Below are 22,500 nucleotides of genomic sequence, written 5' to 3'. Positions count from 1 at the left end.
GAAAAAAAACCGCCCGGATCGACTCCGGGCGGCTTGCGTTGCGGCGCTATCGTTGCGTGCGGCGCGTCAGACCACGACCGTCTGCGCCTCGCCTTCGCGGCTCGCACGCACGGTGCCGATCTTCCACACCTGTTCGCCGGCGGCCGTCAGGTCGGCGATCGCTGCGTCGGCATCGGCCGCCGCGACGATCACGGCCATCCCGATCCCGCAGTTGAACACGCGGTGCATTTCCGCGTCGGCGACGCCGCCGTGCTCCTGCAGCCACTTGAACAGCGGCGGCAGCGGCCATGCGTTCTGGTCCAGCTCGGCGGTGAGGCCTTCGCGCAGCACGCGCGGAATGTTCTCGACGAGGCCGCCACCGGTGATGTGCGCCATGCCCTTGACCGGCAGCTTCTGCATCAGCGCGAGCAGCGGCTTCACGTAGATGCGCGTGGGCGCCATCAGCGTGTCGGCCAGCGAGCGGCCGTGGAAATCGGCGGACAGATCCGGGTTCGCGCGCTCGATGATCTTGCGCACGAGCGAGAAGCCGTTCGAGTGGATGCCGCTCGATGCGAGGCCGAGCACCACGTCGCCTTCGGCGATCGCGCTGCCGTCGATGATCTTGCTCTTCTCGACCGCGCCGACCGCGAAACCGGCCAGGTCGTATTCGCCGTCCGGGTACATGCCCGGCATTTCGGCCGTTTCACCGCCGATCAGCGCGCAGCCCGACAGTTCGCAGCCGTGCGCGATGCCCTTGACGACCGTTGCGGCCGTGTCGACGTCGAGCTTGCCGCACGCGAAGTAGTCGAGGAAGAACAGCGGCTCGGCGCCCTGCACGAGGATGTCGTTCACGCTCATCGCGACGAGATCCTGGCCGACGGTGTCGTGTTTGTTCAGATGAAAGGCGAGCTTGAGCTTGGTGCCGACGCCGTCGGTGCCCGACACGAGCACGGGCTCCTTGTACTTCTTCGGCACTTCGAACAGCGCGCCGAACCCGCCGATGCCGCCGAGCACGCCGTCGCGCAGGGTTTTCTTCGCAAAAGGCTTGATCTTGTCGATGAGCGCGTCGCCTGCGTCGATGTCGACGCCTGCGTCACGGTAGGACAGACCCTGAGCGTCGGGAGCGGATTTCGGAGGATTCATGGGGGAATGCGAGAAGGTCGGTAAAATGCGATTTTACCCGAAGCCGGCCCGTTGGCCGGAATTCCCAGCACCGAATCGTCAGGGATTGCATCTTGGTCGACACGTCCCCGTTTTCAACGCTACGCGAGCCGCGCCGAAACCCGCGTGCCGCCGTGCGTGCGGCCGCGCGTGCAAACCCCGGAACGGCATCCCCGCGCGCGTGCCCGGCGTACGGCACGCGTTTTTTCAACCGACCCGCATTGTGACTGTTGTGTCCCGTCAACTGACGCTCGATCTCGGCACGCCGCCGCCCGCCACGTTCGACAACTTCATCATGAATGAGGAGAACGACGAGCTCGTCTCGCGGCTTCAGAAGCTCGACCTCGCGCTCGCGGCGGGGCCCGTGCCGGATCGATCGTTCTACATCTGGGGCGAGCCCGGCAGCGGCCGCACCCACCTGTTGCAGGCGCTCGTGAGCGACGCGTCGTACGGCTACGCGCGCTATCTGACGCCGCAAAGCCCGCTCGGCGCGTTCACGTTCGACCCGCGCATCGGCATCTACGCGATCGACGACTGCGACCGGATGAGCGACGCGCAGCAGGTCGCGCTGTTCAACCTGTTCAACGAGGTCCGCGCACACCCGTCGAGCGCGTTCGTCGCGGCAGGCCCCGCGGCGCCGCTCGCGCTCGACGTGCGCGAGGACCTGCGCACGCGCCTGGGCTGGGGGCTCGTGTTCCACCTGTCGCCGCCGTCGGACGCCGGCAAGATCGCCGTGCTCAAGCTCGCGGCGAAGGAGCGCGGCATCGCGCTCACCGACGACATCGCCGCCTATCTGCTCACCCATTTCCGCCGCGACATGCCGAGCCTGATGGCGCTGCTCGACGCGCTCGACCGCTTCTCGCTCGAGCAGAAACGCGCCGTCACGCTGCCGCTGCTGCGCCGGATGCTGGCCCGTCCCGGCGACGACATCGCACCGCCGGGCACAGGCCCGAACCGCTTCGAGTAAAATGCGCTTCCATGACTAATCTGGCACTCTTTGACCTCGATCACACGCTGATCCCGACCGATAGCGACCACGAATGGGGCCGCTTCATGGTGAAGCTCGGCATCGTCGACGCGGAAAGCTTCTCGCGTCAGAACGATCAGTTCTTCGCCGACTACAAGGCCGGCCAGCTCGACATCCATGCGTACCTGTGCGCGATGCTCACGCCGCTCGCGAAGTATTCGCGCGCGCAGCTCGCCGAATGGCACGAGCAGTACATGCATGAAGTGATCCGGCCCGCAATGACGCCCGCCGCGCTCGAGCTCGTGCGCAAGCACATCGACGCTGGCGACCTCTGCTGCGTCGTGACCGCGACCAACGAATTCATCACGCGTCCGATCGCCGCCGCATTCGGCGTCGACACGCTGATCGCATGCGAGGTAGAAACGACCGACGGACATCCCGATTCGCCGTACACTGGCCGGCCCACGGGCACGCCGAGCTACCGCGAAGGCAAGATCGTGCGCACCGAAGCGTGGCTCGCGTCGCTCGGCAAGCACTGGGGCGACTTCGAACACAGCTACTTCTACAGCGACTCGCACAACGACATCCCGTTGCTCGAGAAAGTCACCGACCCGATCGCGACCAACCCCGACGACACGCTGCGCGCGCATGCAAGCGACCGCGGCTGGCGCATCCTCGATCTCTTCTGAACGTCGTGATCAAAAAATTCATCCGCAAGCTGCTCGGCCAGGACGGCACCGAACAAACGTCGCCCGCCGTGGCCCCCGCCGACGAAACGGCTCCTGCTGCACGCCCCGCGAAGGGTCATCGCGGCAGCGCCGCGAAGAAGCCGCGCAGCAATCACGAACCGACCGTCGTGCCGGCCAGCGTGCATGGCATCGACCCGTCGCTGATCTCGAAGAACGCCGTGCGCGTGACCGACACGCTGCAACAGGCGGGCTTTCGCGCATTCATCGTCGGTGGCGCCGTCCGCGACCTGCTGCTCGGCATCGCACCGAAGGATTTCGACGTCGCGACCGACGCGACGCCGACCGAGGTGCAGCGCCTGTTCCGCCGCGCGCGCCTGATCGGCCGCCGCTTCCAGATCGTCCACGTGCAGTTCGGCCAGGAACTGATCGAGGTGTCGACATTCCGCGCGCTGGTCGACGCGCCGCCCGAGGCGGCCGCGAGCGAGCCGCCGAAGCGGCTCAAGCGCGACGAGCTCGACCGCCGCACGCATGCGGTGGACGCGAGCGGCCGCGTGCTGCGCGACAACGTATGGGGTGAACAGCACGAAGACGCCGCACGCCGCGACTTCACGATCAACGCGATGTACTACGACCCGTCGACGCAGACGGTGCTCGACTATCACGACGGGATGGCCGACATGCGCGCCCGTCTGCTGCGGATGATCGGCGATCCGGCCACGCGCTTTCGCGAGGATCCGGTGCGCATGCTGCGCGTCGTGCGTTTCGCTGCGAAGCTCGGCTTCGAGATCGAGCCGCACACGCGCGAGCCGATCAACGCGCTCGCCGACCTGATCAACAACGTGCCGGCCGCGCGCCTGTTCGACGAAATGCTGAAGCTGCTGCTGTCGGGCCACGCGCTCGCGTGCCTGCAGCGACTGCGCAAGGAAGGGCTGCACCACGGGCTGCTGCCGCTCCTCGACGTCGTACTCGAACAGCCGCAGGGCGAGAAATTCATCACGCTCGCGCTGAACAACACCGACGCGCGCGTGCGTGCCGGCAAGCCAGTGTCGCCGGGCTTCCTGTTCGCGACGCTGCTGTGGCACGACATGCGCCAGCGCTTCGAGCAATACACGGCCGAAGGCGAAATCCCCGTGCCGGCGCTCCATCGCGCGATGGACGACGTGCTCGACATGCAGACCGAGAAACTCGCGATCCACAAGCGCTACTCGGCCGACATGCGCGAGATCTGGGGCCTGCAGTTGCGCCTCGAAAAACGCTCGGGCCGCAGCGCGATGCGGCTGCTGGAACACCAAAGGTTTAGAGCGGGGTATGATTTCCTCCTGTTACGCTGCGAATCCGGCGAGCTCGAAACCGAAGTCGGACAGTGGTGGACGGATTTCATCGAAGGCGACGCAGCCGCGCGCGAGGCACTCCTCACGCAGGGCGGCTCGAAGGAAAAATCGCCCCGCAAGCGGCGCCGCCGCGGCGGCGCGCGAAACCGCCAGCAGGACGAAGGCGCAGCCGAGCAGGCGCCGGACACCGCAGGCGGTTCCGACGACTGACGCGCTCGCCGGCGAACGACGTAGGAAGTGATGCCATGACGGTTGCATATATCGGACTGGGGGCGAATCTCGGCGATGCGCGCCAGACCCTGAAGGACGCGGTGGTGTGCCTTGCGCAGCAGCGCACCATCTCGATCCTCGGCAAATCGAGCCTGTATCGCACGGCGCCCTTCGAAGCGGGCGGCGACGATTACTACAACTGCGTCGTCAAGCTCGACACGACGCTGTCGGCTCGGGAGCTGCTCGCGCTCTGCCAGAAGATCGAGCATCACTTCGGGCGCGAGCGCCCGTATCGCAACGCGCCGCGCACGCTGGACCTCGACATCCTGCTGTTCGGCGCCGATTCGATCGACGAACCCGACCTGATCGTCCCGCACCCGCGCCTCACCGATCGCGCATTTGCACTCGTGCCGCTCGTCGAGATCGAGCCGGCGCTCGACATCCCCGCGCGTGGCCGCGCCGACGCGTATCTCGCCGCCGTCGCGGACCAGCGCGTCGAGAAGGTGCAGACCTGTCAATGCCTGATGCAGAAGGCCCTTGCCGCCGGCGCGGACGCCGACAAGAACCCCTGCCGATGAACCCGACTCCGCTGACCGTCACCGCGCCCGACCTGCGCGCCCCGCATCGCTACCTCGTGATCGAAGGCCCGATCGGCGTCGGCAAGACGACGCTCGCGCGCCTGCTCGCCGAGCGCTGGTCGATGCAGACGCTGCTCGAACGCCCGCAGGACAACCCGTTTCTCGAGCGCTTCTATCGCGACACCGCGCGCTACGCGCTGCCCGTGCAACTGTCGTTCGCGCTGCAGCGCGCGCAGCAGGCGCACGAGCTGATCGGTGCGCTCGAAACCGGCCGCCCCGTCATCGCCGACTTCATGCCGCAGAAGAACGACATCTTCGCGCGTCTGAACCTGCCGGAAGACGAATGGCAGTTGTACCGATCGATCGCGACGCACGTCGACGTGCCGCAGGCAAACGCGCCCGATCTCGTCGTCTACCTGCAGGCAAGCCCCGAGGTGCTGTTCTCGCGTATCCAGAAGCGCGGGCTGCCGATGGAACTGCAGATCAGCGATGCGTACCTGCGCTCGCTCGTCGACGCGTACAACGAATTCTTCTATCACTACGACCGCACGCCGGTGCTGACGGTCGCGGCCGAACACCTGAACCCGCTGGATTCCCCCGAAGACCTCGCCCTGCTGATCGAGCGCATCGACACGATGCGCGGCCGCAAGGAATTCTTCGTCAAGGGCGAGACGACGCGCTGACGCGTCCTCGCCTGTCGTTTTTCACCTATCGAACCGGATTTCCCATGACCTATCTCCAGGAGTCGAGCCGGCCTGCCGTGACGGTGCCCAAGCTGCAGGCAATGCGCGAGGCCGGCGAGAAGATCGCGATGCTCACCTGCTACGACGCGAGCTTCGCGTCGCTGCTCGATCGCTCCGGCGTCGACGTGCTGCTGATCGGCGACTCGCTCGGCAATGTGCTGCAGGGTCATACGACCACGCTGCCCGTGTCGCTCGACGACATCGCCTACCACACCGCGTGCGTCGCGCGTGCACAGCCGCGCGCGCTGATCATGGCCGACCTGCCGTTCGGCACGTACGGCACGCCGGCCGAGGCATTTGCAAGCGCCGTGAAGCTGATGCGCGCCGGTGCGCAGATGATCAAGCTCGAAGGCGGCGAATGGCTCGCCGAAACGATCCGCTTCCTCGTCGAACGCGCGGTGCCCGTGTGTGCGCACGTGGGCCTCACGCCGCAGTCGGTGCACGCTTTCGGCGGCTTCAAGGTGCAGGGCAAGACCGAGGCCGGCGCCGCGCAGTTGCTGCGCGACGCGCGCGCGGTCGAGGAAGCCGGCGCGCAGGTCGTCCTGCTAGAGGCCGTGCCGACCCTCATCGGTTCCGAGGTCACGCACATGCTGCGCGTGCCGACAATCGGCATCGGCGCGGGCGCCGACTGCTCGGGCCAGGTGCTGGTGCTGCACGACATGCTCGGCATTTTCCCCGGCAAGCGTCCGCGTTTCGTGAAGGATTTCATGCAGGGCCAGCCGAACATCCAGGCAGCCGTCGAAGCTTACGTGCACGCGGTGAAGGACGGCTCGTTCCCAGCCCCGGAACACTCGTTCTGAGCTGACCGGCAGCGCCGTGGCGCGCTGCCGTCGATCGCTGCAGCACACTCGCTGACGCGGCCGGCAATGCGGTACGCCGTTTCTCGTACCGCATTGCCGGACAACGCATACTTTCTAACTCGTCCTATTTGTGCTCGCCCTCATCGCTGCGACCATCAAGCCTTCGTCAATCGAAGGAGTGGTCGCAGATGGCTCATGTCTATGAAAAGGCGGCTGAACTCGTTGGGCAAAAGCTGGCAGGTGACGGAGAATGCGTCGCGCTGGTCAAAATTTATACTTCCGTCGGCCCCACCGCCATCTGGCGCCCGGGAAAAAAAGCAAGCGACGATCGGAGTATCCGTGTCGGAACCGTCATTGCGACTTTCGAGAACGATCGCTACCCAAGCCGATCGCATGGCAATCATGCGGCGTTCTATCTGGGCCGGGATGTGCGCGGCATCCATGTTGTCGAACAATGGCGCTCACTCAAGGCAATTCAGAGAAGATGCATCCCGTTCAAAGGCAAGGACAAGAATGGCCGTTACATCGATCCAAGCAATAACGCCGATGCATTTTCAGTCGTGAAATGACGATGTTCACCCGCCAAACACCGTATCGACTGCTCGCCATCGCCGCACTCGCATACAGTTCGCTCGTCACATTACCCGCGTCCGCTGCGACAGCAGACTGCCCCGCACGCCTCGCCGTTACCCAGCAGCTCGACGGTCAACCGCCCGATGGCTGGAAAAACTTCGATACGCAAAGCACCTATCCGCTTGCCAGCGTGACCTTCTGGTCAGGGCCGCCGGACCGGATGATGTCGTTGCTGCCGAACCGCTCGCGCTCCGAATCCAAAAGCGACATTTATACCTGGTCGCTCGCCGAAAACCGTGAAGACTACTGGGTCTCGTGTGACTACGGCAATACGAGCGTCGTGATCGCACGGCCACTGGGCAAACAGGCACAGACTTGCGTCGCGCGCTACAGACGTGGACACGCCATCGTACAAAGCTGGCAATGTACGCCGCGGAAGTAATCCTCGTTCAGGTTGGTGCGCAGCCGTGAATCAGCCGCGCTGCCATCGGCCCGCGCAACGCATTGCAGATCATCAACTCATCCGCGTTCAGCACATCGTCGAGCGTCAGCACACGCTCTTGTGCGCCTACTGCCGGATCGTCGAGCAGCACACCACGCATCACGCCCGGCAACACACCGCACGACAACGGCGGCGTCGCCCACACGCCATCGAGCTTCACGAACAGGTTCGAGCGCCCGCCTTCCGTCACCTCGCCGCGCTCGTTGACGAACAGCATGTCGAACCCGCCGAGCGCTTCGGCCGCCTGCCACGCGCGATCGTATTCGGCACGGCGCGTCGTCTTGTGCAGCAGCAGCGCGTCGTCGGTGCGGGTCGGCGCGAAGCCGTGAGCCGACGCGAGCATCACGCCGACCGGCCCTGCGGGCAGCGGCTTCAGCGGCACGGCGATGATCTCGACCGCGCCGTCCTTCGCGAGCGCGAGCTTCATCCGGTACGGGCCGTCGCCGTCGAGCGCCGCGCAGCGTGCGTCGATCTCGCGGCGCAGCGCATCGGTGTCGACGCGAAAGCCGAACGCGTCCGCGCTGCGTTGCAGCCGCGCGAGATGACGTTCGAGATGGCGGATGCCGTCCGCGCGCGTCGCGGCGGTCGTTTCGAACAACTGGAAGCCGGGATCGGCATCGGTCAGGAAGCGCGCCTTCAATTCGCACTCCGCATATTCGTCGGCCGCGACGCTGTCGAGCACGATGCCCGCGCCGACGCCCATCCTGCCGCGTCGCCGGCCTACGTTGACAGTGGCCGCGCGGCCCGTGTCGTAGCCGGCCGGATCGAGCGTCAACGTCCGGATCGCCACCGACAGGCAGAAATCGCCGCAGCCGGCCGCGCCGCCGTGCGACGCGTCGAGCCAGCCGATCGCGCCCGTATAGAGCCCGCGCGGTGTCGACTCGATCGCATCGATCAGTTCCATCGTCTTGTGCTTCGGCGCACCGGTGATCGATCCGCACGGGAACAGCGCACGCAGCATCTGCGCGAACGTCGTCCCGTCGCGCCAGCCGGCCTCGACCGTCGACGTCATCTGCCACACCGATGCATACGGCTCGACCGAGAACAGCGCCGGCACCTTAACCGTGCCCGTGCGCGCAATCCGCGACACGTCGTTGCGCAGCAGGTCGACGATCATCACGTTTTCCGCGCGGTTCTTCGGATCGCTCGCGAGGAACGCAGCGGCCGCCGCATCCTCGCGCGGGTCGGCCGAGCGCGGCGCGGTGCCCTTCATCGGCCGGGCGCGCAGCACGTCACCGCGCTTCTCGACGAACAGCTCCGGCGAACACGACACGACCCACGCGCCGTCGGGCAGCGCGATCAGCGCGCCGTAACGCACCGGCTGGCGCGCGCGCAGCCGCCGATACAGCGCAGGCGGCGGGCCGAACATGTCGAAATTCAGCCGGTACGTGTAGTTGATCTGGTATGAGTCGCCCGCGCGCAACGCGTCGTGCACAGCGGCGATCGCCGCGTCGAACGCGTCGCGCGACACGCTTTTCGCAACATGCGCGACGCCCGAGATCGACGGCGCGCCGCCGCCGTCCTGCCGCGCGAGCCACGCGTCGACTTCGTCGCGCGACAGGCGCTCGCAGCGCGCATACAGCAAAAAGCGCAGCGGGGCATCGCCCGGCTGCGCTCGTTCCAGATTGCGTCCGAATTCGTAATCGCCGACAACGACCGCATGCAGCCCATCGCGCAAGTCCTGCGCGACCGCCGCATCGAGTTCGTCGAGCCGCGCGGGATCCGTGCACACGCGTTCGCGCACGAAACCCGAATACAAACGACTCGACCGCGCGGACGCGGTCGAGTCGCAATCGTCCAAGAGCGCGAACGGCGCGCTCTCGTTGCCTTCAGTCATGCCATTACTCGAAGAAGCTCTTCACGCGGTCGAACCAGCTCTTGCTCTGCGGGCTGTGACGCGCACCGCCCTCGGCCAGCGACTTCTCGAACTGCTTGAGCAGATCGCGCTGCTGGTCGGTCAGCTTCACGGGCGTCTCGACCTGCACATGCACGTACAGATCGCCCGCGATGCTCGAACGCAGACCCTTGATACCCTTGCCGCGCAGACGGAACGTCTTGCCCGACTGCGTGCCTTCCGGCACCGGGAACGACGCACGGCCGGCCAGCGTCGGCACCTCGATCTCGCCGCCGAGTGCGGCGGTCGTAAACGGGATCGGCATCTGGCAGTGCAGATCGTCGCCGTCGCGCTCGAATACCGAATGCGGCTTGATGTGGATCTCGACGTACAGGTCGCCCGGCGGCCCGCCGTTGATGCCCGGCTCGCCGTTGCCCGCCGAGCGGATCCGCATCCCGTCGTCGATGCCGGCGGGGATCTTCACTTCGAGCGTCTTGGTTTCCTTCACCTTGCCCGAGCCGTGGCAATGCGCGCAAGGCTCCGGGATGTAGGTGCCGGTGCCGTGGCACTTCGGACAGGTCTGCTGGATGCTGAAGAAGCCCTGCGACATGCGCACCGTGCCCTGGCCGTGACAGGTCGGGCAGGTTTCGGGCTTCGTGCCCGGCTTCGCACCCGACCCGTGACAGACTTCGCACGATACCCAGCTCGGCACGCGGATCTGCGTGTCGTAGCCGTGTGCGGCCTGCTCGAGCGTGATCTCCATGCTGTAGCGCAGGTCGGCGCCGCGATACACCTGCGGACCGCCACGGCCGCCGCGCGCGGCGCCGCCCGCGGCCTGGCCGAAGATGTCGCCGAAGATGTCGCCGAACGCATCCGCGAAGCCGCCGAAGCCCTGCCCGCCCGCACCGCCCATGTTCGGATCGACGCCAGCGTGGCCGTACTGATCGTACGCCGCCCGCTTCTGGCCGTCCGACAGCATTTCATAGGCTTCCTTCGCCTCCTTGAAATGCTCCTCCGCATCCTTGCTGTCAGGATTGCGGTCAGGGTGGTACTTCATCGCAAGCTTGCGATATGCCTTCTTGATTTCGTCGTCGCTCGCATTCTTTGCGACGCCCAGAACCTCGTAGTAATCCCGTTTCGCCATATCGATTCACTGTGCCGTCACGCGTCACGCACGCGGCGGCTCCTTTCGCCCGCAGTAAAGTCTCTCGACTCGTCTGGCGCTGCGCCGTCCGCGGACGGCTCGCGCAGCACCCGCCAAAAAACAAATGTGCCCGGAGGGCCGCGAAGCCCGCCAGGCGTGGAGTCGATCCGGCCATCCGGAAGGAAAGACAGACCGCTGTTCAGCCGCGCCGCGCGCGTCTCGCGCGCGGCGTGCGGTGCCATCGCAACCCGGCTTAGTCCTTCTTTACTTCCTTGAACTCGGCGTCGACGACGTCGTCGGCAGCCTGCTGCGCACCGCCCGCGTGGGCCGCGCCTTCCGCTGCACCCGCCGCGCCGGCTGCACCTGCCTGCTGGGCCTGCATGTCGGCGTACATCTTTTCGCCGAGCTTCTGCGAAGCCTGACCGAGTTCCTCGACCTTCGCATCGATCGCCGCCTTGTCGGCCGACGTGTCCTTCAGGACGTCCTCGAGCGACTTCAGCGCCGCTTCGATCTTTTCCTTCTCGCCCGCGTCCAGCTTGTCACCGTACTCGGTGAGCGCCTTCTTCGTGCTGTGGACCAGCGCGTCGCCCTGGTTGCGCGAATCGGCCAGCTCGCGCAGTTTGTGGTCTTCCGCTGCGTTCGCTTCCGCGTCCTTGATCATCTGATCGATTTCAGCGTCGGACAGGCCCGAGTTCGCCTTGATCGTGATCTTGTTTTCCTTGCCGGTCGCCTTGTCCTTCGCGCCGACGTGCAGGATGCCGTTCGCGTCGATGTCGAAGGTCACTTCGATCTGCGGCACGCCGCGCGGCGACGGCGGGATGCCTTCGAGGTTGAACTCGCCCAGCAGCTTGTTGCCCGCCGCCATTTCGCGCTCGCCCTGGAACACCTTGATCGTCACGGCCGACTGGTTGTCGTCCGCCGTCGAATACACCTGTGCGTGCTTCGTCGGGATCGTCGTGTTCTTGTTGATCATCTTCGTCATCACGCCGCCGAGCGTCTCGATGCCGAGCGACAGCGGGGTCACGTCGAGCAGCAGCACGTCCTTGCGGTCGCCCGACAGAACCTGGCCCTGGATCGCCGCGCCGACTGCGACGGCTTCGTCCGGGTTCACGTCACGGCGCGGATCCTTGCCGAAGAACTCCTTCACCTTCTCCAGGACCTTCGGCATGCGGGTCTGGCCGCCGACCAGGATCACGTCGTCGATGTCCGACACCTTGACGCCGGCGTCCTTGATCGCGATCCGGCACGGTTCGATCGTGCGCTCGACGAGGTCCTCGACCAGCGCTTCCAGCTTCGCGCGGGTGATCTTCAGGTTCAAGTGCTTCGGGCCCGACGCATCTGCCGTGATATACGGCAGGTTGATTTCGGTCTGCTGGCTCGACGACAGCTCGATCTTCGCCTTTTCGGCCGCTTCCTTCAGGCGCTGCAGCGCGAGCACGTCCTTCGACAGGTCGACGCCCTGCTCCTTCTTGAACTCGCCGATGATGTAATCGATGATGCGCTGGTCGAAATCCTCGCCGCCGAGGAACGTGTCGCCGTTGGTCGACAGCACTTCGAACTGCATTTCGCCGTCGACGTCCGCGATCTCGATGATCGACACGTCGAACGTGCCGCCGCCGAGGTCATACACGGCGATCTTGCGGTCGCCCTTCTCGACCTTGTCGAGGCCGAACGCGAGCGCGGCTGCGGTCGGCTCGTTGATGATCCGCTTGACTTCGAGGCCCGCGATGCGGCCGGCGTCCTTGGTCGCCTGACGCTGGCTGTCGTTGAAGTACGCCGGCACCGTGATCACGGCTTCCGTGACCGGCTCGCCGAGGTAATCTTCGGCCGTCTTCTTCATCTTGCGCAGCACTTCCGCCGACACCTGCGGCGGCGCGAGCTTCTCGCCGTGCGCTTCGACCCATGCGTCGCCGTTGTCGGCCTTGATGATCGCGTACGGCATCAGGCCGATGTCCTTCTGGACTTCCTTCTCTTCGAAGCGGCGGCCGATCAGGCGCTTCACCGCGAACAGCGTGTTCTTCGGGTTGGTCACGGACTGACGCTTGGCCGGCGCGCCGACGAGCACTTCGTTATCGTCCATGTAGGCGATGATCGACGGCGTCGTGCGCGCGCCTTCCGAGTTCTCGATGACCTTGACCTGGTTGCCTTCCATGATGGCGACGCACGAGTTCGTGGTGCCGAGGTCAATACCGATGATCTTTCCCATTTTTCCTAATCTCCAGAAATGCTTGTTTGCTGCGCGAAACGCCACTTTTCTGGGCAGTTTCGCGCGCCAGAATTCAACTCTGTTCCCGAAATGCGTCCGGCCGATCCGTTTTCAAGACCCGGCAAGCGAGCAGGTATTAAATTTTTTCGATCTCCGCCGGCAGCCGGATCGAGCGACTCGCCAGCCGCCGCGGCAACCTTCGCGCGCGCCGCCGACACCGCCGCCTGGAACTGCGCGAGGCCATGCCAGCCGGTCGCGCGCCCGAGCCGCTTGCCGCGGTGGAAGAAGAGCCACGTCGACACGCCGTGCAGGCCGAAGCGGCGCCCCAGCTCAGGGTGTTCGTACACGTTGCAATGGAACCACTTCAGGCCCAGCGCGCGGATCGCGTCGGACTGCGCGAGCATCGCCTTCTTCGCGATCTCGCAGTTGAAGCAGTCGACGCCCCAGAAGAACACCACGGCGAGCGCGTCGCCCGCACCGGCGATTGCCGCGTCGAACGTGCCGGCAGCCAGCGCCTGCATGTCGAACGTTTCGAACGCGGCCGGATCGACGCCGGCGGGAACCATCGCGGCGGCCTTACTTCGGCTGTGCGACCGTGACGAGCGCCGGGCGCAGCACGCGGTCCGCGATCGTGTAGCCCTTTTGCAGCACGGCGACGACGGTGTTCGGCTCCTGCTCGGCCGGCACCATCGAAATGGCCTGGTGCTGGTGCGGATCGAACTTCTCGCCGACCGGGTTGATCGCGACGACACGGCCCTTCTCGAGCGCGCTCGTCAGCTGACGCAACGTCAGTTCAACGCCTTCGCGCACCTTCGCGATGTCGCCGGACGTGTCGTTGACCGCTGCCTCGAGGCTGTCCAGCACGGGCAGCAGGTGCTCGGCGAAGTTCTCGATCGCAAACTTGTGCGCTTTCGAGACGTCGTCCTGCGCGCGGCGGCGGACGTTCTCGGTCTCGGCCTTCGCCCGGAGGAAGCTCTCCTGCAGCTCGGCGACCTTGGCTTGAGCCTCCGCGAGCGCCGCGTCGGCGGCTTCGGCGGCGGGTGCAGCGCCTTGCGCCGCCTGCTTCTCGCTGCCGATGTCTTCGGCCGATTGGGTAGCCGGGTTCTCTTGCGTGTTTTCCATGTCGCTGAAAGTCGATTAGAGGTTGAAGCCAAATCGGCAACCGCCGGCTCGTATGCCGACGGCACCGCACATTGCTGGTGCAGATAGGGGCGAAAACTGCGATTTCAAGAAGGTTATTCGCGGGCATTCGCCATCGCCGCGAAACAACCACGCGACAAGTCGCCAGATTGCACGCATTTGCCGCCAAATCGGACGAAACGGCCTGTAACAACCCTTACCTGGCAAGTACTAGCTGGGTACAGGGGGCTGCACTACACTGCACTCACGCGTCGGAAAAAGCGTGTTTACCCTAGCTGACCGCCGCCTGACATCCATCTGGCGCCACAGTCACTGTCTTCTCGAGGCGAGTACCGTGAAACTGACCTTTGCCATATCGGTGGTCGCGCTGGTACTGATTGCCGGCACCACCACCATTTGCCTGTCCGGAGCCGTCACCGACCGCACGACCGAGTACGGAAGTGCGCTGGCGACCTTCGATCACATGTTCAGCGCTCACCAGAAAATCTGTCGATGATGCGCCGGTCGCGCTTGGTCGGGCGGCCGTGCAGCTCCGCCGCCGGCTCCCGATACGTGCGGCGCCGCTCGAGTTCGGCGAGCCGCGCCGCGCGCCCCGCTTCCGTTTCCTCGTAAAGCGTCTGCGCGACGCTGGCGGGCCCGCGCACGTCGCAGATGCCGAGCACGGCAATGTGCCAGACGATGCCGTCGATCGCAATCTCGACCTCGTCGCCCACCCGCACTTCCTTCGCCGGCTTCACGGACGCCCCGCCGATCTTCACGTGTCCCTTGTCGACCGCGTCGGACGCGAGCGAACGGGTCTTGAAGAAGCGGGCCGACCATAGCCATTTGTCGATGCGCAGCTTCGCGCCGGGTTCCGTCGAAATCCTGTAATTCATGTCAGCCTCCGCCGGGCCGCCCGCGCGCGGCGTAGCGAACGCCGTGCAAGCCGCGGCCGAGCCATCATTTCAGTTCACCGCCTCGGGTTGCGCCGCCTTCACGGGCCAGCCCTGCAGATTCTCGGCGACGATTTCGCCGATCGCGCCGATCCATGCGGGCGCGCCGTTCAGGCACGGAATCCGGTGAAACGCCTGGCCGCCGCCCGCGATGAACTCGTCGCGCACTTCCATTCCGATCTCCTCGATCGTCTCCAGGCAATCGGCCGTGAAACCGGGACAGAACACATCGACCCGCCGCACGCCGGCCTCGCCAAGCTCGCGCAGCGTCGGCGCCGTGTACGGCTGCAGCCACTCGGCCTTGCCGAAGCGCGACTGGAAGGTGACGCGGCATTCGAGCGTCGACAGTCCGAGCGCGGCCATCAGCAGCGCGCCCGTCTGCTGACACTGGTCGTGATACGGGTCGCCGAGGTCGAGCGTGCGCTTCGGCACGCCGTGAAAGCTCAGCACGAGCTTGTCGCCGGCCGCAAAGTCGGGCCGGCCATGCTGCGCCCAATACTGGCGCACCTGCTCGGCAAGCGCGTGGATATAGGCCGGATGGTCGGCGTAATGCCGCACCGTGCGCACTTCCGGCTGGTTGCGCATCCGCGCGAGCGCCGCGAACGCGGCATCGAACGCCGTCGCAGTGGTGGACGCGGAGTATTGCGGATACATCGGCATCAGCAGCACGCGCTCGACGCCCGCCCGCTTGAACTGTGCGAGCGCGTGCGCAATGTTCGGGCTGCCGTAGCGCATCGCGTAGTCGACCTTCACCTGATAGCCGTTCGATGCGAGCAGGTGCCGCACGCCTTCGGTCTGGCGCTCGGTATACACGCGCAGCGGCGAGCCTTCCGGCATCCAGACGGCCGCGTATTTCTTCGCGGACGCGCGCCCGCGCAGCGGCAGGATCAGCGTGCGCAGCAGCACCTGCCAGACGGCCTGCGGGATTTCGACGACACGCGGGTCCGACAGGAATTCGGCCAGGTAGCGCCGCACCGCGCGCGGTGTCGGGGCGTCGGGCGTGCCAAGGTTGATCAGCAGCACGCCGATGCGATGGGCGGCCGCGGTGCTCGAAGGCGGCTCAAGATCGAAACGCATGGGCAGGAATGTGCTCGGGGCACGCAGTCGGACGGCCCTCAATTATAGCGGGCCGCCCCGCTCCGGTCGGCTGGCCGTTCGGCCGAATGGCAGCGCGCACGGCGCTGCGGCACGATTGCGGGACGGTATCGGCGCCGGTTATTGCTGGCTCAGCGTGAGCGACAGCAGGCGCGCGGTGATGTCGACGATCGGGATGACGCGGTTGTAGGCCATGCGGGTCGGCCCGATCACGCCGAGCGTGCCGACGATCTGGCCGTTCACCTCGTAAGGCGCGGTGACGACGCTCATTTCCTCGATCGGCACGAGCGTCGATTCGCCGCCGATGAAAATCTGCACGCCCTGGGCGTGGCTCGACACGTCGAGCAGTTGCAGGAAGCCCGTCTTTTGGTCGAAAACGTCAAACAGCTTGCGCAGCCGTGCCATGTCGGACGACAGGTCTGCCACTTCGAGCAGGTTGCGCTCGCCGGAAATGAGCACGGTGTCCTCGGTATCGGGCACCTCGGTGCTGGCCGTCACGGCCGCATGCATCAGCGTGGTCATGTCGCCGCGCAACTGGTCGATCTCGTCGCGCAGGCGGCGGCGCACCTCGTCGAACGACAGGCCGGCAAAGTGCGCGTTGATGTAATTCGACGCCTCGGTGAGCTGCGACGGCGAATAATCGCGCGGCGTCGCGAGCATCCGGTTCTGCACGTCGCCCTCGGGGGTGACGATGATCAGCAGGATGCGCTTGTCCGACAGGCGCATGAACTCGATCTGCTTGAACACGTGGCTGCGGCGCGGCGTCAGCACGACACCCGCGAACTGCGACAGGTTCGACAGCACGCTCGCCGCGGCCGCCACCACCCGCTGTTGCGGTTCGCCGGCCTGCAGCGTGTTCTGCACCTGCCGGGCAACGGCCTCGGCGTCGATCGGCGCCTCGACCGTCAGCATGGTGTCGACGAACAGCCGATAGCCGCGTGGCGTCGGCACGCGGCCGGCCGACGTGTGCGGGCTCGACACGAGTCCGAGCTCCTCCAGGTCGGACATCACGTTGCGGATCGTCGCCGGGCTCAGCTCGAGCCCGGAGTAACGGGACAACGTGCGCGAGCCGACCGGCTGACCGTCGGCGATATACCGTTCGATCAGGGTTTTGAGGAGGGTTCGTGCGCGAGGATCTAGCATGGTGGAAAATTTTAGCGCAACCGCGCGACCACGGCGAGTGGCCGCGGCCTGCGTCGAGCGGGCTGGCCCGATCCGGCCCCGCCGGCGCACAGCCGGTTCTTTTCGTCAACGAGCTATGGTGTAATGCCGGCATGAAAACCGGTAATCAGTTCAACACTGTCGCGCTCGTCGGCCGGAGCAACACGCCCGGCATCGCCGAGCCGCTCGCCACGCTGGCTGGCTGCATCGCGAAGCTGGGCTTCGAGGTCGTCTTCGAAGGCGAAACCGCGCGCGAAATCGGCATCTCCGGCTATCCGGCGCTCACCCCGGCCGAAATCGGGGCGCGCGCCGACGTGGCGGTCGTGCTGGGCGGCGACGGCACGATGCTCGGCATCGGCCGCCAGCTCGCGCCATACAAGACGCCGTTGATCGGGATCAACCACGGGCGGCTCGGCTTCATCACGGACATCGCGGCTGCCGACATGCAGGCACTCGTCCCGGTGATCCTGTCGGGCAAGTTCGAGCGCGAGGAGCGCTCGCTGCTCGAGGCACGGATCATGCGCGACGGCGAACCGATCTACCATGCGATCGCGTTCAACGACGTCGTCGTGAACCGCAGCGGCTTCTCCGGGATGGTCGAGCTGCGCGCGTCAGTCGACGGCCGGTACATGTACAACCAGCGCTCGGACGGCCTGATCGTCGCGACGCCGACCGGCTCGACCGCCTACGCGCTGTCGTCGGCCGGCCCGATCCTGCATCCGCAACTCCAGGGCATCGTGCTCGTGCCGATCGCGCCGCACGCGCTGTCGAACCGGCCGATCGTGCTGCCCGACGACTCGAAAATAGCGATCCAGATCGTCGGCGGCCGCGACGTCAACGTGAACTTCGACATGCAGTCGTTTACCGCGCTCGAACTGAACGACACGATCGAGGTGCGCCGCTCGAAGCACACGGTGCCGTTCCTGCACCCGATCGGCTACAGCTATTACGCGACGCTGCGCAAGAAGCTGCACTGGAACGAACACGCATCGAACGAAGACGACAAGGCGTCCTGACGCACCCACGCCCGACACCATGCTCCGCCACCTCTCGATTCGCGACTTCGTCATCGTCGCCGCGCTCGATCTCGAATTCGACAGCGGCTTCACCGTCTTTTCCGGCGAAACCGGCGCCGGCAAATCGATCCTGATCGACGCCCTTGCGCTCGCACTCGGCGAACGCGCCGACGCAAGCGTCGTGCGCGCCGGCTGCGGCCGCGCCGACATCACCGCCGAATTCACGCCGCACGACCGTGTCGCGCGCTGGCTCGACGAACACGCGTTCGACGCCGAGGACACCGTGATGCTGCGCCGCGTGATTGACGCGAACGGCCGCTCGCGCGCGTTCATCAACGGCACCAGCGCGACACTCGCGCAGTTGCGCGAACTCGGCGAGATGCTGGTCGACATCCACGGCCAGCATGCGCACCAGTTGCTGATGCGTCCCGATGCGCAGCGCGAACTGTTCGACACCCATGCGGGGCTCGTCGCCGATGCCGCGAACGTCGCCCGCGCGTGGCGCGTATGGCGCGACGCGACACAGGCGATCGACGCCGCGAAGGCGCACGAACGCGAACTGCAGCTCGAACGCGAAAAGCTCGCGTGGCAGCTCGCCGAACTCGACAAGCTCGCGCCGCAACCCGGCGAATGGGACGAAGTCGGCAGCGAGCACAAGCGCCTGTCGCATTCGGCGAACCTGATCGCCGGCGTGCAGGGCGCCCTCAATGCCCTGTCCGAGGCCGACGACGCCATGCTGCCGCAGCTCGGCGCGATCGTGTCGAAGCTGCGCAGCCTCGCCGACTACGATACGGGGCTCGGCGATGCGCTCGCGTCGCTCGAACCGGCCGAGATCCAGTTGCAGGAAGCCGTCTATTCGCTGTCGCACTACGCGCAGCGTCTCGATCTCGACCCGGCCCGGCTCGCACAGGTCGAGGCCCGCCTCGATGCGCTGCACTCGACCGCCCGCAAGTTCCGGTTGCCGCCCGACACGCTGCACGAGGAACACGCGGCACGCCGCGCGCAGCTCGCCGCGCTCGACGCAGCCGCCGACCTCGGCGCGCTCGAAGCCGCGCAGGCAAAGGCGCGGGAAGCCTATCTCGACGACGCGAAACGCCTGTCGAAGGCACGCACGCACGCAGCCAAGGCGCTCGGCACGGCCGTCACGGCCGGCATGCAGGAACTGTCGATGGCGGGCGGCAGCTTCGAAGTCGCGCTCGTCCCGCTCGCCGACGGCGGCCCGCACGGGCTCGAGCAGGTCGAATTCCGCGTCGCCGGGCACCCCGGCGTGCCGCTGCGGCCGCTCGCGAAAGTCGCGTCCGGCGGCGAACTCGCACGGATCAGCCTCGCGCTCGCGGTGATCGCCAGCGCGGCCAGCCCGACGCCGACGCTGATTTTCGACGAAGTCGACACGGGGATCGGCGGCGGCGTCGCCGAAGTGGTCGGGCGCCTGCTGCACCAGCTCGGGCGCGACCGCCAGGTGCTGTGCGTGACGCACCTGCCGCAGGTCGCCGCGCGCGGCGACCATCACTTCCAGGTCGCGAAGGGTGCCGACGACCGCGGCGGCACCGTGTCGTCGGTCATCCCGCTCGACAAGGCCAGCCGCGTCGAGGAAGTCGCGCGGATGCTCGGCGGCCTCGAAATCACCGCGACGACGCGCAAGCACGCGAAGGAAATGCTGGCGGCCTGACACCGGCACCCGTCGGCTGAATGCAAAAAGACCGGCGCATGCGCCGGTCTTTTTTTGCGGAAAGCGGCACGCGATCGCGTCCGCCCTGCCCCGCCGATTCGAACGACCGCCTCAAACACCCGACTCAAACATTCGTTTCAACGGCCCCGAACACGCGCGCCCACAGCGCCGTCACGGCCGCCCGCTCGGCGGCCACCACGGCCGGATCGACCCGCGCCTTCTCCATCCCGTCGAGTCGCAGCTTGTGCTGCAGCTTCCGGTACTTGCGGTACGCCGCGCCGACGCGCTCGGCCTCGTCCTCGCCCATCAGCCCGAAGCGCGCGACCTCGCGCAGCAGCGCGATGTTGCCGGTGTTGCGGATCAGCTCGGCATCGCTCGACGCATGCAGCAGCACCCAGTACTGGACGATGAACTCGATGTCGACCATCCCGCCGCGATCGTGCTTCAAATCGAACAGCTCGGTCTGGTTCGGGTGACCGGCAAACACCTTGCCGCGCATGTCGACGATTTCCTTCGCGAGCACGCCCCCGTCGCGCGGCGTCGTCAGCACCTGGTGGCGGATCGCCTCGAAGTCCGTGCCGATCTGCGCGTCGCCCGCGCTGTAGCGCGCACGCGTCAGCGCCTGGTGCTCCCACACCCACGCGGTGTTCGCCGCGTCGCCCTCGCGCAACTGGTAGCGGCGGAACGCGTCGAGATCGGTGACGAGCAGCCCAGCCTCGCCGTTCGGCCGCAGCCGCAGGTCGATGTCGAACAGCGCGCCCGCGCCGGTCGCCGTCGTGAGCCACGTGATCAGCCGGCGCGTGAACGTCGTGTAGACGTCCGCCGAGCGCTCGTCGGGGTCGTCGTACAGGAAGATCAGGTCGAGATCCGACGCGTAGCCGAGCTCCTTGCCGCCGAGCTTGCCGTACGCGATCACCGCGAACTTCGGCACGTCGCGATGGCGCTTCGCGAGCTGCGACCAGACCACTTCGATCGTCACGTCGAGCACCGCATCGGCCAGCTCGGACAGGCGGTCGCTGACATGCTCGACCGACAACTGCCCCGCCAGGTCGATCAGCAGGATGCGGAACACCTCCGCGTGCTGCGCGTGCCGCAGCAGGTCCATCTGCTGCTCGGGGCCGTCGGCTGCCGCGAGGCGCGCACGCAACGCATCCTTGAACGCGGGCCAGTCGAACGGGCTCGCGATCGCTTCGTCGTCGAGCAGTTCGTCGAGCAGCTGCGGGTGGCGGATCAGGTAGCCACCACCCCAGCGCGTCGCACCGAGCACGGACAGCACGCGGTCGAGCGCGGCCGGATATTCGGTCAGCAGCGCCAGATAGACGCCGCGCCGGCTGACCGTCTCGAGCAGGTCGAACAACCGGACGACGGTGTCGTCGCGGCGCGCGGCGTCGATCCGCGGCGCGGCTTCGAGCGCGCGCTGCGCGACGCTGTCGAAGCGCTGCCGGCTCTTTTCCGGCAGGCCGGCGTAGCGCGACGACTGCCAGATCGCGCGCAACCGCGCGAGCACCGTGGCCGGATCGGCGAAGCCCAGCCCGCCTCGGCGGGCGAGCAGCGTGTCGTCCTCCCCGTCGTAGGCGGGCGCCCCGCTCCAGACCCACGCGGCCGCCGTGTCTTCGCCCGCCGCGCACGGGCCACCGCCGTTCACCTTGTCGGCGAATATCTGATCGAACTGCGCCTCGACGAACGTGCGATGGCCATCCAGCACCGTCATCAGCGCCGCGTAGTCGCCAAAGCCGAGCGACGCGGCCAGCGCCGCGCGCTCGTCCGGGTCGACCGGCATCGCATGCGTCTGCGCGTCATCGCGGTATTGCAGCCGGTGCTCGAGCGTGCGCAGGAAGTTGTACGCGTCGGTCAGGCGCTCGCACACGTCCTCGCCGATCAGCCCGCGCGCCTGCGCATGGCGCAGCACGGCGAGCGTCGGCCGCACGCGGAACTCCGCATCCTGACCGCCGCGGATCAGTTGGAACACCTGCGCGCTGAATTCGATCTCGCGGATCCCGCCGCGCCCGAGCTTGACGTCGTCGGCCTTGTCCGGCCGCATCGACGCACGGCGCGCGGCTTCCTGGCGAATCTGCAGATGCAGCGAACGGATCGCGCCGATCACGCCGAAATCGAGGTAGCGGCGGTACACGAACGGCTTGACGATCGCCTCGAGCTGCGACGCGAGCCGCTGCGCGGCATCGCTGCGGCCTTCCGACACGAGCCGCCCCTTGATCCACGCGTAGCGCTCCCATTCGCGCCCCTGCACGTAGAAATATTCCTCGAGCATGCCGAGGCTGCAGACGAGCGGCCCCGAATCGCCGTTCGGGCGCAGCCGCATGTCGACGCGAAACACGTAGCCGTCGGCCGTGACCTCGGACAGTACGCCGATCAGGCGCCGGCCGAGCCGCGTGAAGTATTCCTGCGTGGACAACGGCGCGCGCGTGCCGCCGGTCGTCTCGCCGTCGTCCTCGTAGACGAAGATCAGGTCGATGTCCGACGACACGTTCAGCTCGCGCCCGCCGAGCTTGCCCATCCCGACCACGCCGAGCACCACGCGCTGGCCGTCGGCGCCGCGCGGCTCGCCGTACATCGCCTCGAGTTCGTCCGACAGCAGCGCGAGCGAGCGCTGCACGGCCGCTTCGGCGAGATCGGTCATCGCTGACGTCACCTCGGCGACGTCAGCGACACCTGGTCGCGCTCCGCGACCGCGCCGAACCTCGGCGCGCAACTGCCGCAGCGCGCGCCCGATTGGGTCGCTGTGCGGTCGGCGCGCCCAAGCCGGCCGGCG

The 22,500-nt window shown here is 66.8% G+C and carries 20 protein-coding genes and 1 pseudogene; 11 read left to right on the top strand and 10 right to left on the bottom strand.

What is annotated here, in order from left to right; all coding sequences use genetic code 11:
* Positions 1–66: 66 nt before the first annotated feature.
* Positions 67–1,122: a phosphoribosylformylglycinamidine cyclo-ligase gene (purM, locus tag J7024_RS09035; RefSeq protein WP_124827062.1), complete on the bottom strand. Its 1,056-nt coding sequence runs from the start codon at positions 1,120–1,122 to the stop codon at positions 67–69.
* Between the two features lie 250 nt (positions 1,123–1,372).
* On the opposite strand from purM, the gene hda reads away from it, so the two are divergent.
* The 8 genes from hda (at position 1,373) to J7024_RS08995 (ending at position 7,473) form a co-directional block, all read left to right on the top strand.
* A complete protein-coding gene (hda, locus tag J7024_RS09030; RefSeq protein WP_216360933.1) occupies positions 1,373–2,107 on the top strand; it encodes a DnaA regulatory inactivator Hda in 735 nt (244 codons plus the stop codon).
* 11 nt (positions 2,108–2,118) lie between these two features.
* Entirely contained in the window at positions 2,119–2,796 is a 678-nt protein-coding gene (locus J7024_RS09025) for an HAD family hydrolase (protein ID WP_124827063.1), read from the top strand.
* A 5-nt stretch (positions 2,797–2,801) separates the two neighbouring features.
* Positions 2,802–4,337, top strand: coding sequence for a polynucleotide adenylyltransferase PcnB (pcnB, locus tag J7024_RS09020; protein ID WP_124827064.1), 1,536 nt, complete (start codon positions 2,802–2,804; stop codon positions 4,335–4,337).
* A 35-nt stretch (positions 4,338–4,372) separates the two neighbouring features.
* Entirely contained in the window at positions 4,373–4,915 is a 543-nt protein-coding gene (folK, locus tag J7024_RS09015) for a 2-amino-4-hydroxy-6-hydroxymethyldihydropteridine diphosphokinase (protein WP_098549683.1), read from the top strand.
* Entirely contained in the window at positions 4,912–5,598 is a 687-nt protein-coding gene (locus tag J7024_RS09010) for a deoxynucleoside kinase (RefSeq protein WP_175786834.1), read from the top strand. The genes folK and J7024_RS09010 overlap by 4 nt, the downstream gene beginning before the upstream one ends.
* Before the next feature lie 44 nt (positions 5,599–5,642).
* Positions 5,643–6,458, top strand: a complete 816-nt coding sequence (panB, locus tag J7024_RS09005) for a 3-methyl-2-oxobutanoate hydroxymethyltransferase (RefSeq protein ID WP_175750733.1) — start codon at positions 5,643–5,645, stop codon at positions 6,456–6,458.
* 188 nt (positions 6,459–6,646) lie between these two features.
* Positions 6,647–7,027, top strand: coding sequence for a BPSL0067 family protein (locus J7024_RS09000; protein ID WP_124827067.1), 381 nt, complete (start codon positions 6,647–6,649; stop codon positions 7,025–7,027).
* Entirely contained in the window at positions 7,024–7,473 is a 450-nt protein-coding gene (locus J7024_RS08995) for an STY0301 family protein (RefSeq protein ID WP_124827068.1), read from the top strand. Before J7024_RS09000 ends, J7024_RS08995 begins: the two co-directional genes overlap by 4 nt.
* A gap of 7 nt (positions 7,474–7,480) precedes the next feature.
* Here the strand turns inward: J7024_RS08995 and J7024_RS08990 are convergent, their stop codons facing one another.
* The 5 genes and pseudogenes from J7024_RS08990 to grpE form a co-directional block, all read right to left on the bottom strand.
* Positions 7,481–9,370: a chorismate-binding protein gene (locus J7024_RS08990; RefSeq protein ID WP_234744985.1), complete on the bottom strand. Its 1,890-nt coding sequence runs from the start codon at positions 9,368–9,370 to the stop codon at positions 7,481–7,483.
* Between the two features lie 4 nt (positions 9,371–9,374).
* Complete coding sequence (dnaJ, locus tag J7024_RS08985; protein WP_124827070.1) at positions 9,375–10,511, bottom strand: molecular chaperone DnaJ; 1,137 nt, start codon at positions 10,509–10,511, stop codon at positions 9,375–9,377.
* Between the two features lie 253 nt (positions 10,512–10,764).
* A complete protein-coding gene (gene dnaK / locus J7024_RS08980; protein WP_124827071.1) occupies positions 10,765–12,717 on the bottom strand; it encodes a molecular chaperone DnaK in 1,953 nt (650 codons plus the stop codon).
* Positions 12,718–12,866: 149 nt separating this feature from the next.
* Positions 12,867–13,283: pseudogene (locus J7024_RS08975) on the bottom strand (thioredoxin family protein); the annotation flags it as partial.
* Between the two features lie 10 nt (positions 13,284–13,293).
* Positions 13,294–13,839 (bottom strand): nucleotide exchange factor GrpE, encoded by a 546-nt coding sequence (grpE, locus tag J7024_RS08970; RefSeq protein ID WP_124827072.1) that lies wholly within the window; start codon positions 13,837–13,839, stop codon positions 13,294–13,296.
* A gap of 352 nt (positions 13,840–14,191) precedes the next feature.
* Between grpE and J7024_RS08965 the strand changes: the two genes are divergently transcribed.
* Entirely contained in the window at positions 14,192–14,353 is a 162-nt protein-coding gene (locus J7024_RS08965; RefSeq protein WP_172441904.1) for a hypothetical protein, read from the top strand.
* On the opposite strand, the gene J7024_RS08960 is transcribed toward J7024_RS08965, so the two are convergent.
* The 3 genes from J7024_RS08960 to hrcA form a co-directional block, all read right to left on the bottom strand.
* Positions 14,325–14,732, bottom strand: coding sequence for an RNA-binding S4 domain-containing protein (locus J7024_RS08960; protein ID WP_124827073.1), 408 nt, complete (start codon positions 14,730–14,732; stop codon positions 14,325–14,327). The two genes, J7024_RS08965 and J7024_RS08960, sit on opposite strands and share 29 nt — an antisense overlap.
* A gap of 69 nt (positions 14,733–14,801) precedes the next feature.
* Positions 14,802–15,866, bottom strand: coding sequence for a ferrochelatase (gene hemH, locus J7024_RS08955; protein ID WP_124827074.1), 1,065 nt, complete (start codon positions 15,864–15,866; stop codon positions 14,802–14,804).
* A 138-nt stretch (positions 15,867–16,004) separates the two neighbouring features.
* The gene (hrcA, locus tag J7024_RS08950; protein ID WP_124827075.1) at positions 16,005–17,027 is read right to left on the bottom strand and encodes a heat-inducible transcriptional repressor HrcA; all 1,023 of its coding nucleotides are present in this window, start codon (positions 17,025–17,027) and stop codon (positions 16,005–16,007) included.
* 131 nt (positions 17,028–17,158) lie between these two features.
* Between hrcA and J7024_RS08945 the strand changes: the two genes are divergently transcribed.
* Entirely contained in the window at positions 17,159–18,061 is a 903-nt protein-coding gene (locus tag J7024_RS08945) for an NAD kinase (RefSeq protein ID WP_124827076.1), read from the top strand.
* A gap of 19 nt (positions 18,062–18,080) precedes the next feature.
* Positions 18,081–19,730, top strand: a complete 1,650-nt coding sequence (recN, locus tag J7024_RS08940) for a DNA repair protein RecN (RefSeq protein ID WP_124827077.1) — start codon at positions 18,081–18,083, stop codon at positions 19,728–19,730.
* Between the two features lie 124 nt (positions 19,731–19,854).
* Here the strand turns inward: recN and glnE are convergent, their stop codons facing one another.
* On the bottom strand, positions 19,855–22,440 hold the full coding sequence (glnE, locus tag J7024_RS08935; protein ID WP_442861900.1) for a bifunctional [glutamate--ammonia ligase]-adenylyl-L-tyrosine phosphorylase/[glutamate--ammonia-ligase] adenylyltransferase: 2,586 nt from the start codon (positions 22,438–22,440) through the stop codon (positions 19,855–19,857).
* Between the last annotated feature and the right edge of the window lie 60 nt (positions 22,441–22,500).

The sequence above is a fragment of the Burkholderia sp. WTPI3 genome, assembly GCF_021483755.1.
Lineage (GTDB): Bacteria > Pseudomonadota > Gammaproteobacteria > Burkholderiales > Burkholderiaceae > Burkholderia.
Note: the sequence above shows the minus strand (reverse complement) of the source record. Positions and strands in the feature narration are given on the sequence as shown.

Coding starts and splice junctions, on each gene's coding strand:
- purM (WP_124827062.1), bottom strand. CDS start 1,122: ATGAATCCTCCGAAATCCGCTCCCGACGCTCAGGGTCTGTCCTACCGT.
- J7024_RS09025 (WP_124827063.1), top strand. CDS start 2,119: ATGACTAATCTGGCACTCTTTGACCTCGATCACACGCTGATCCCGACC.
- folK (WP_098549683.1), top strand. CDS start 4,373: ATGACGGTTGCATATATCGGACTGGGGGCGAATCTCGGCGATGCGCGC.
- J7024_RS09010 (WP_175786834.1), top strand. CDS start 4,912: ATGAACCCGACTCCGCTGACCGTCACCGCGCCCGACCTGCGCGCCCCG.
- panB (WP_175750733.1), top strand. CDS start 5,643: ATGACCTATCTCCAGGAGTCGAGCCGGCCTGCCGTGACGGTGCCCAAG.
- J7024_RS09000 (WP_124827067.1), top strand. CDS start 6,647: ATGGCTCATGTCTATGAAAAGGCGGCTGAACTCGTTGGGCAAAAGCTG.
- J7024_RS08995 (WP_124827068.1), top strand. CDS start 7,024: ATGACGATGTTCACCCGCCAAACACCGTATCGACTGCTCGCCATCGCC.
- J7024_RS08990 (WP_234744985.1), bottom strand. CDS start 9,370: ATGACTGAAGGCAACGAGAGCGCGCCGTTCGCGCTCTTGGACGATTGC.
- dnaJ (WP_124827070.1), bottom strand. CDS start 10,511: ATGGCGAAACGGGATTACTACGAGGTTCTGGGCGTCGCAAAGAATGCG.
- dnaK (WP_124827071.1), bottom strand. CDS start 12,717: ATGGGAAAGATCATCGGTATTGACCTCGGCACCACGAACTCGTGCGTC.
- grpE (WP_124827072.1), bottom strand. CDS start 13,839: ATGGAAAACACGCAAGAGAACCCGGCTACCCAATCGGCCGAAGACATC.
- J7024_RS08960 (WP_124827073.1), bottom strand. CDS start 14,732: ATGAATTACAGGATTTCGACGGAACCCGGCGCGAAGCTGCGCATCGAC.
- hemH (WP_124827074.1), bottom strand. CDS start 15,866: ATGCGTTTCGATCTTGAGCCGCCTTCGAGCACCGCGGCCGCCCATCGC.
- hrcA (WP_124827075.1), bottom strand. CDS start 17,027: ATGCTAGATCCTCGCGCACGAACCCTCCTCAAAACCCTGATCGAACGG.
- J7024_RS08945 (WP_124827076.1), top strand. CDS start 17,159: ATGAAAACCGGTAATCAGTTCAACACTGTCGCGCTCGTCGGCCGGAGC.
- recN (WP_124827077.1), top strand. CDS start 18,081: ATGCTCCGCCACCTCTCGATTCGCGACTTCGTCATCGTCGCCGCGCTC.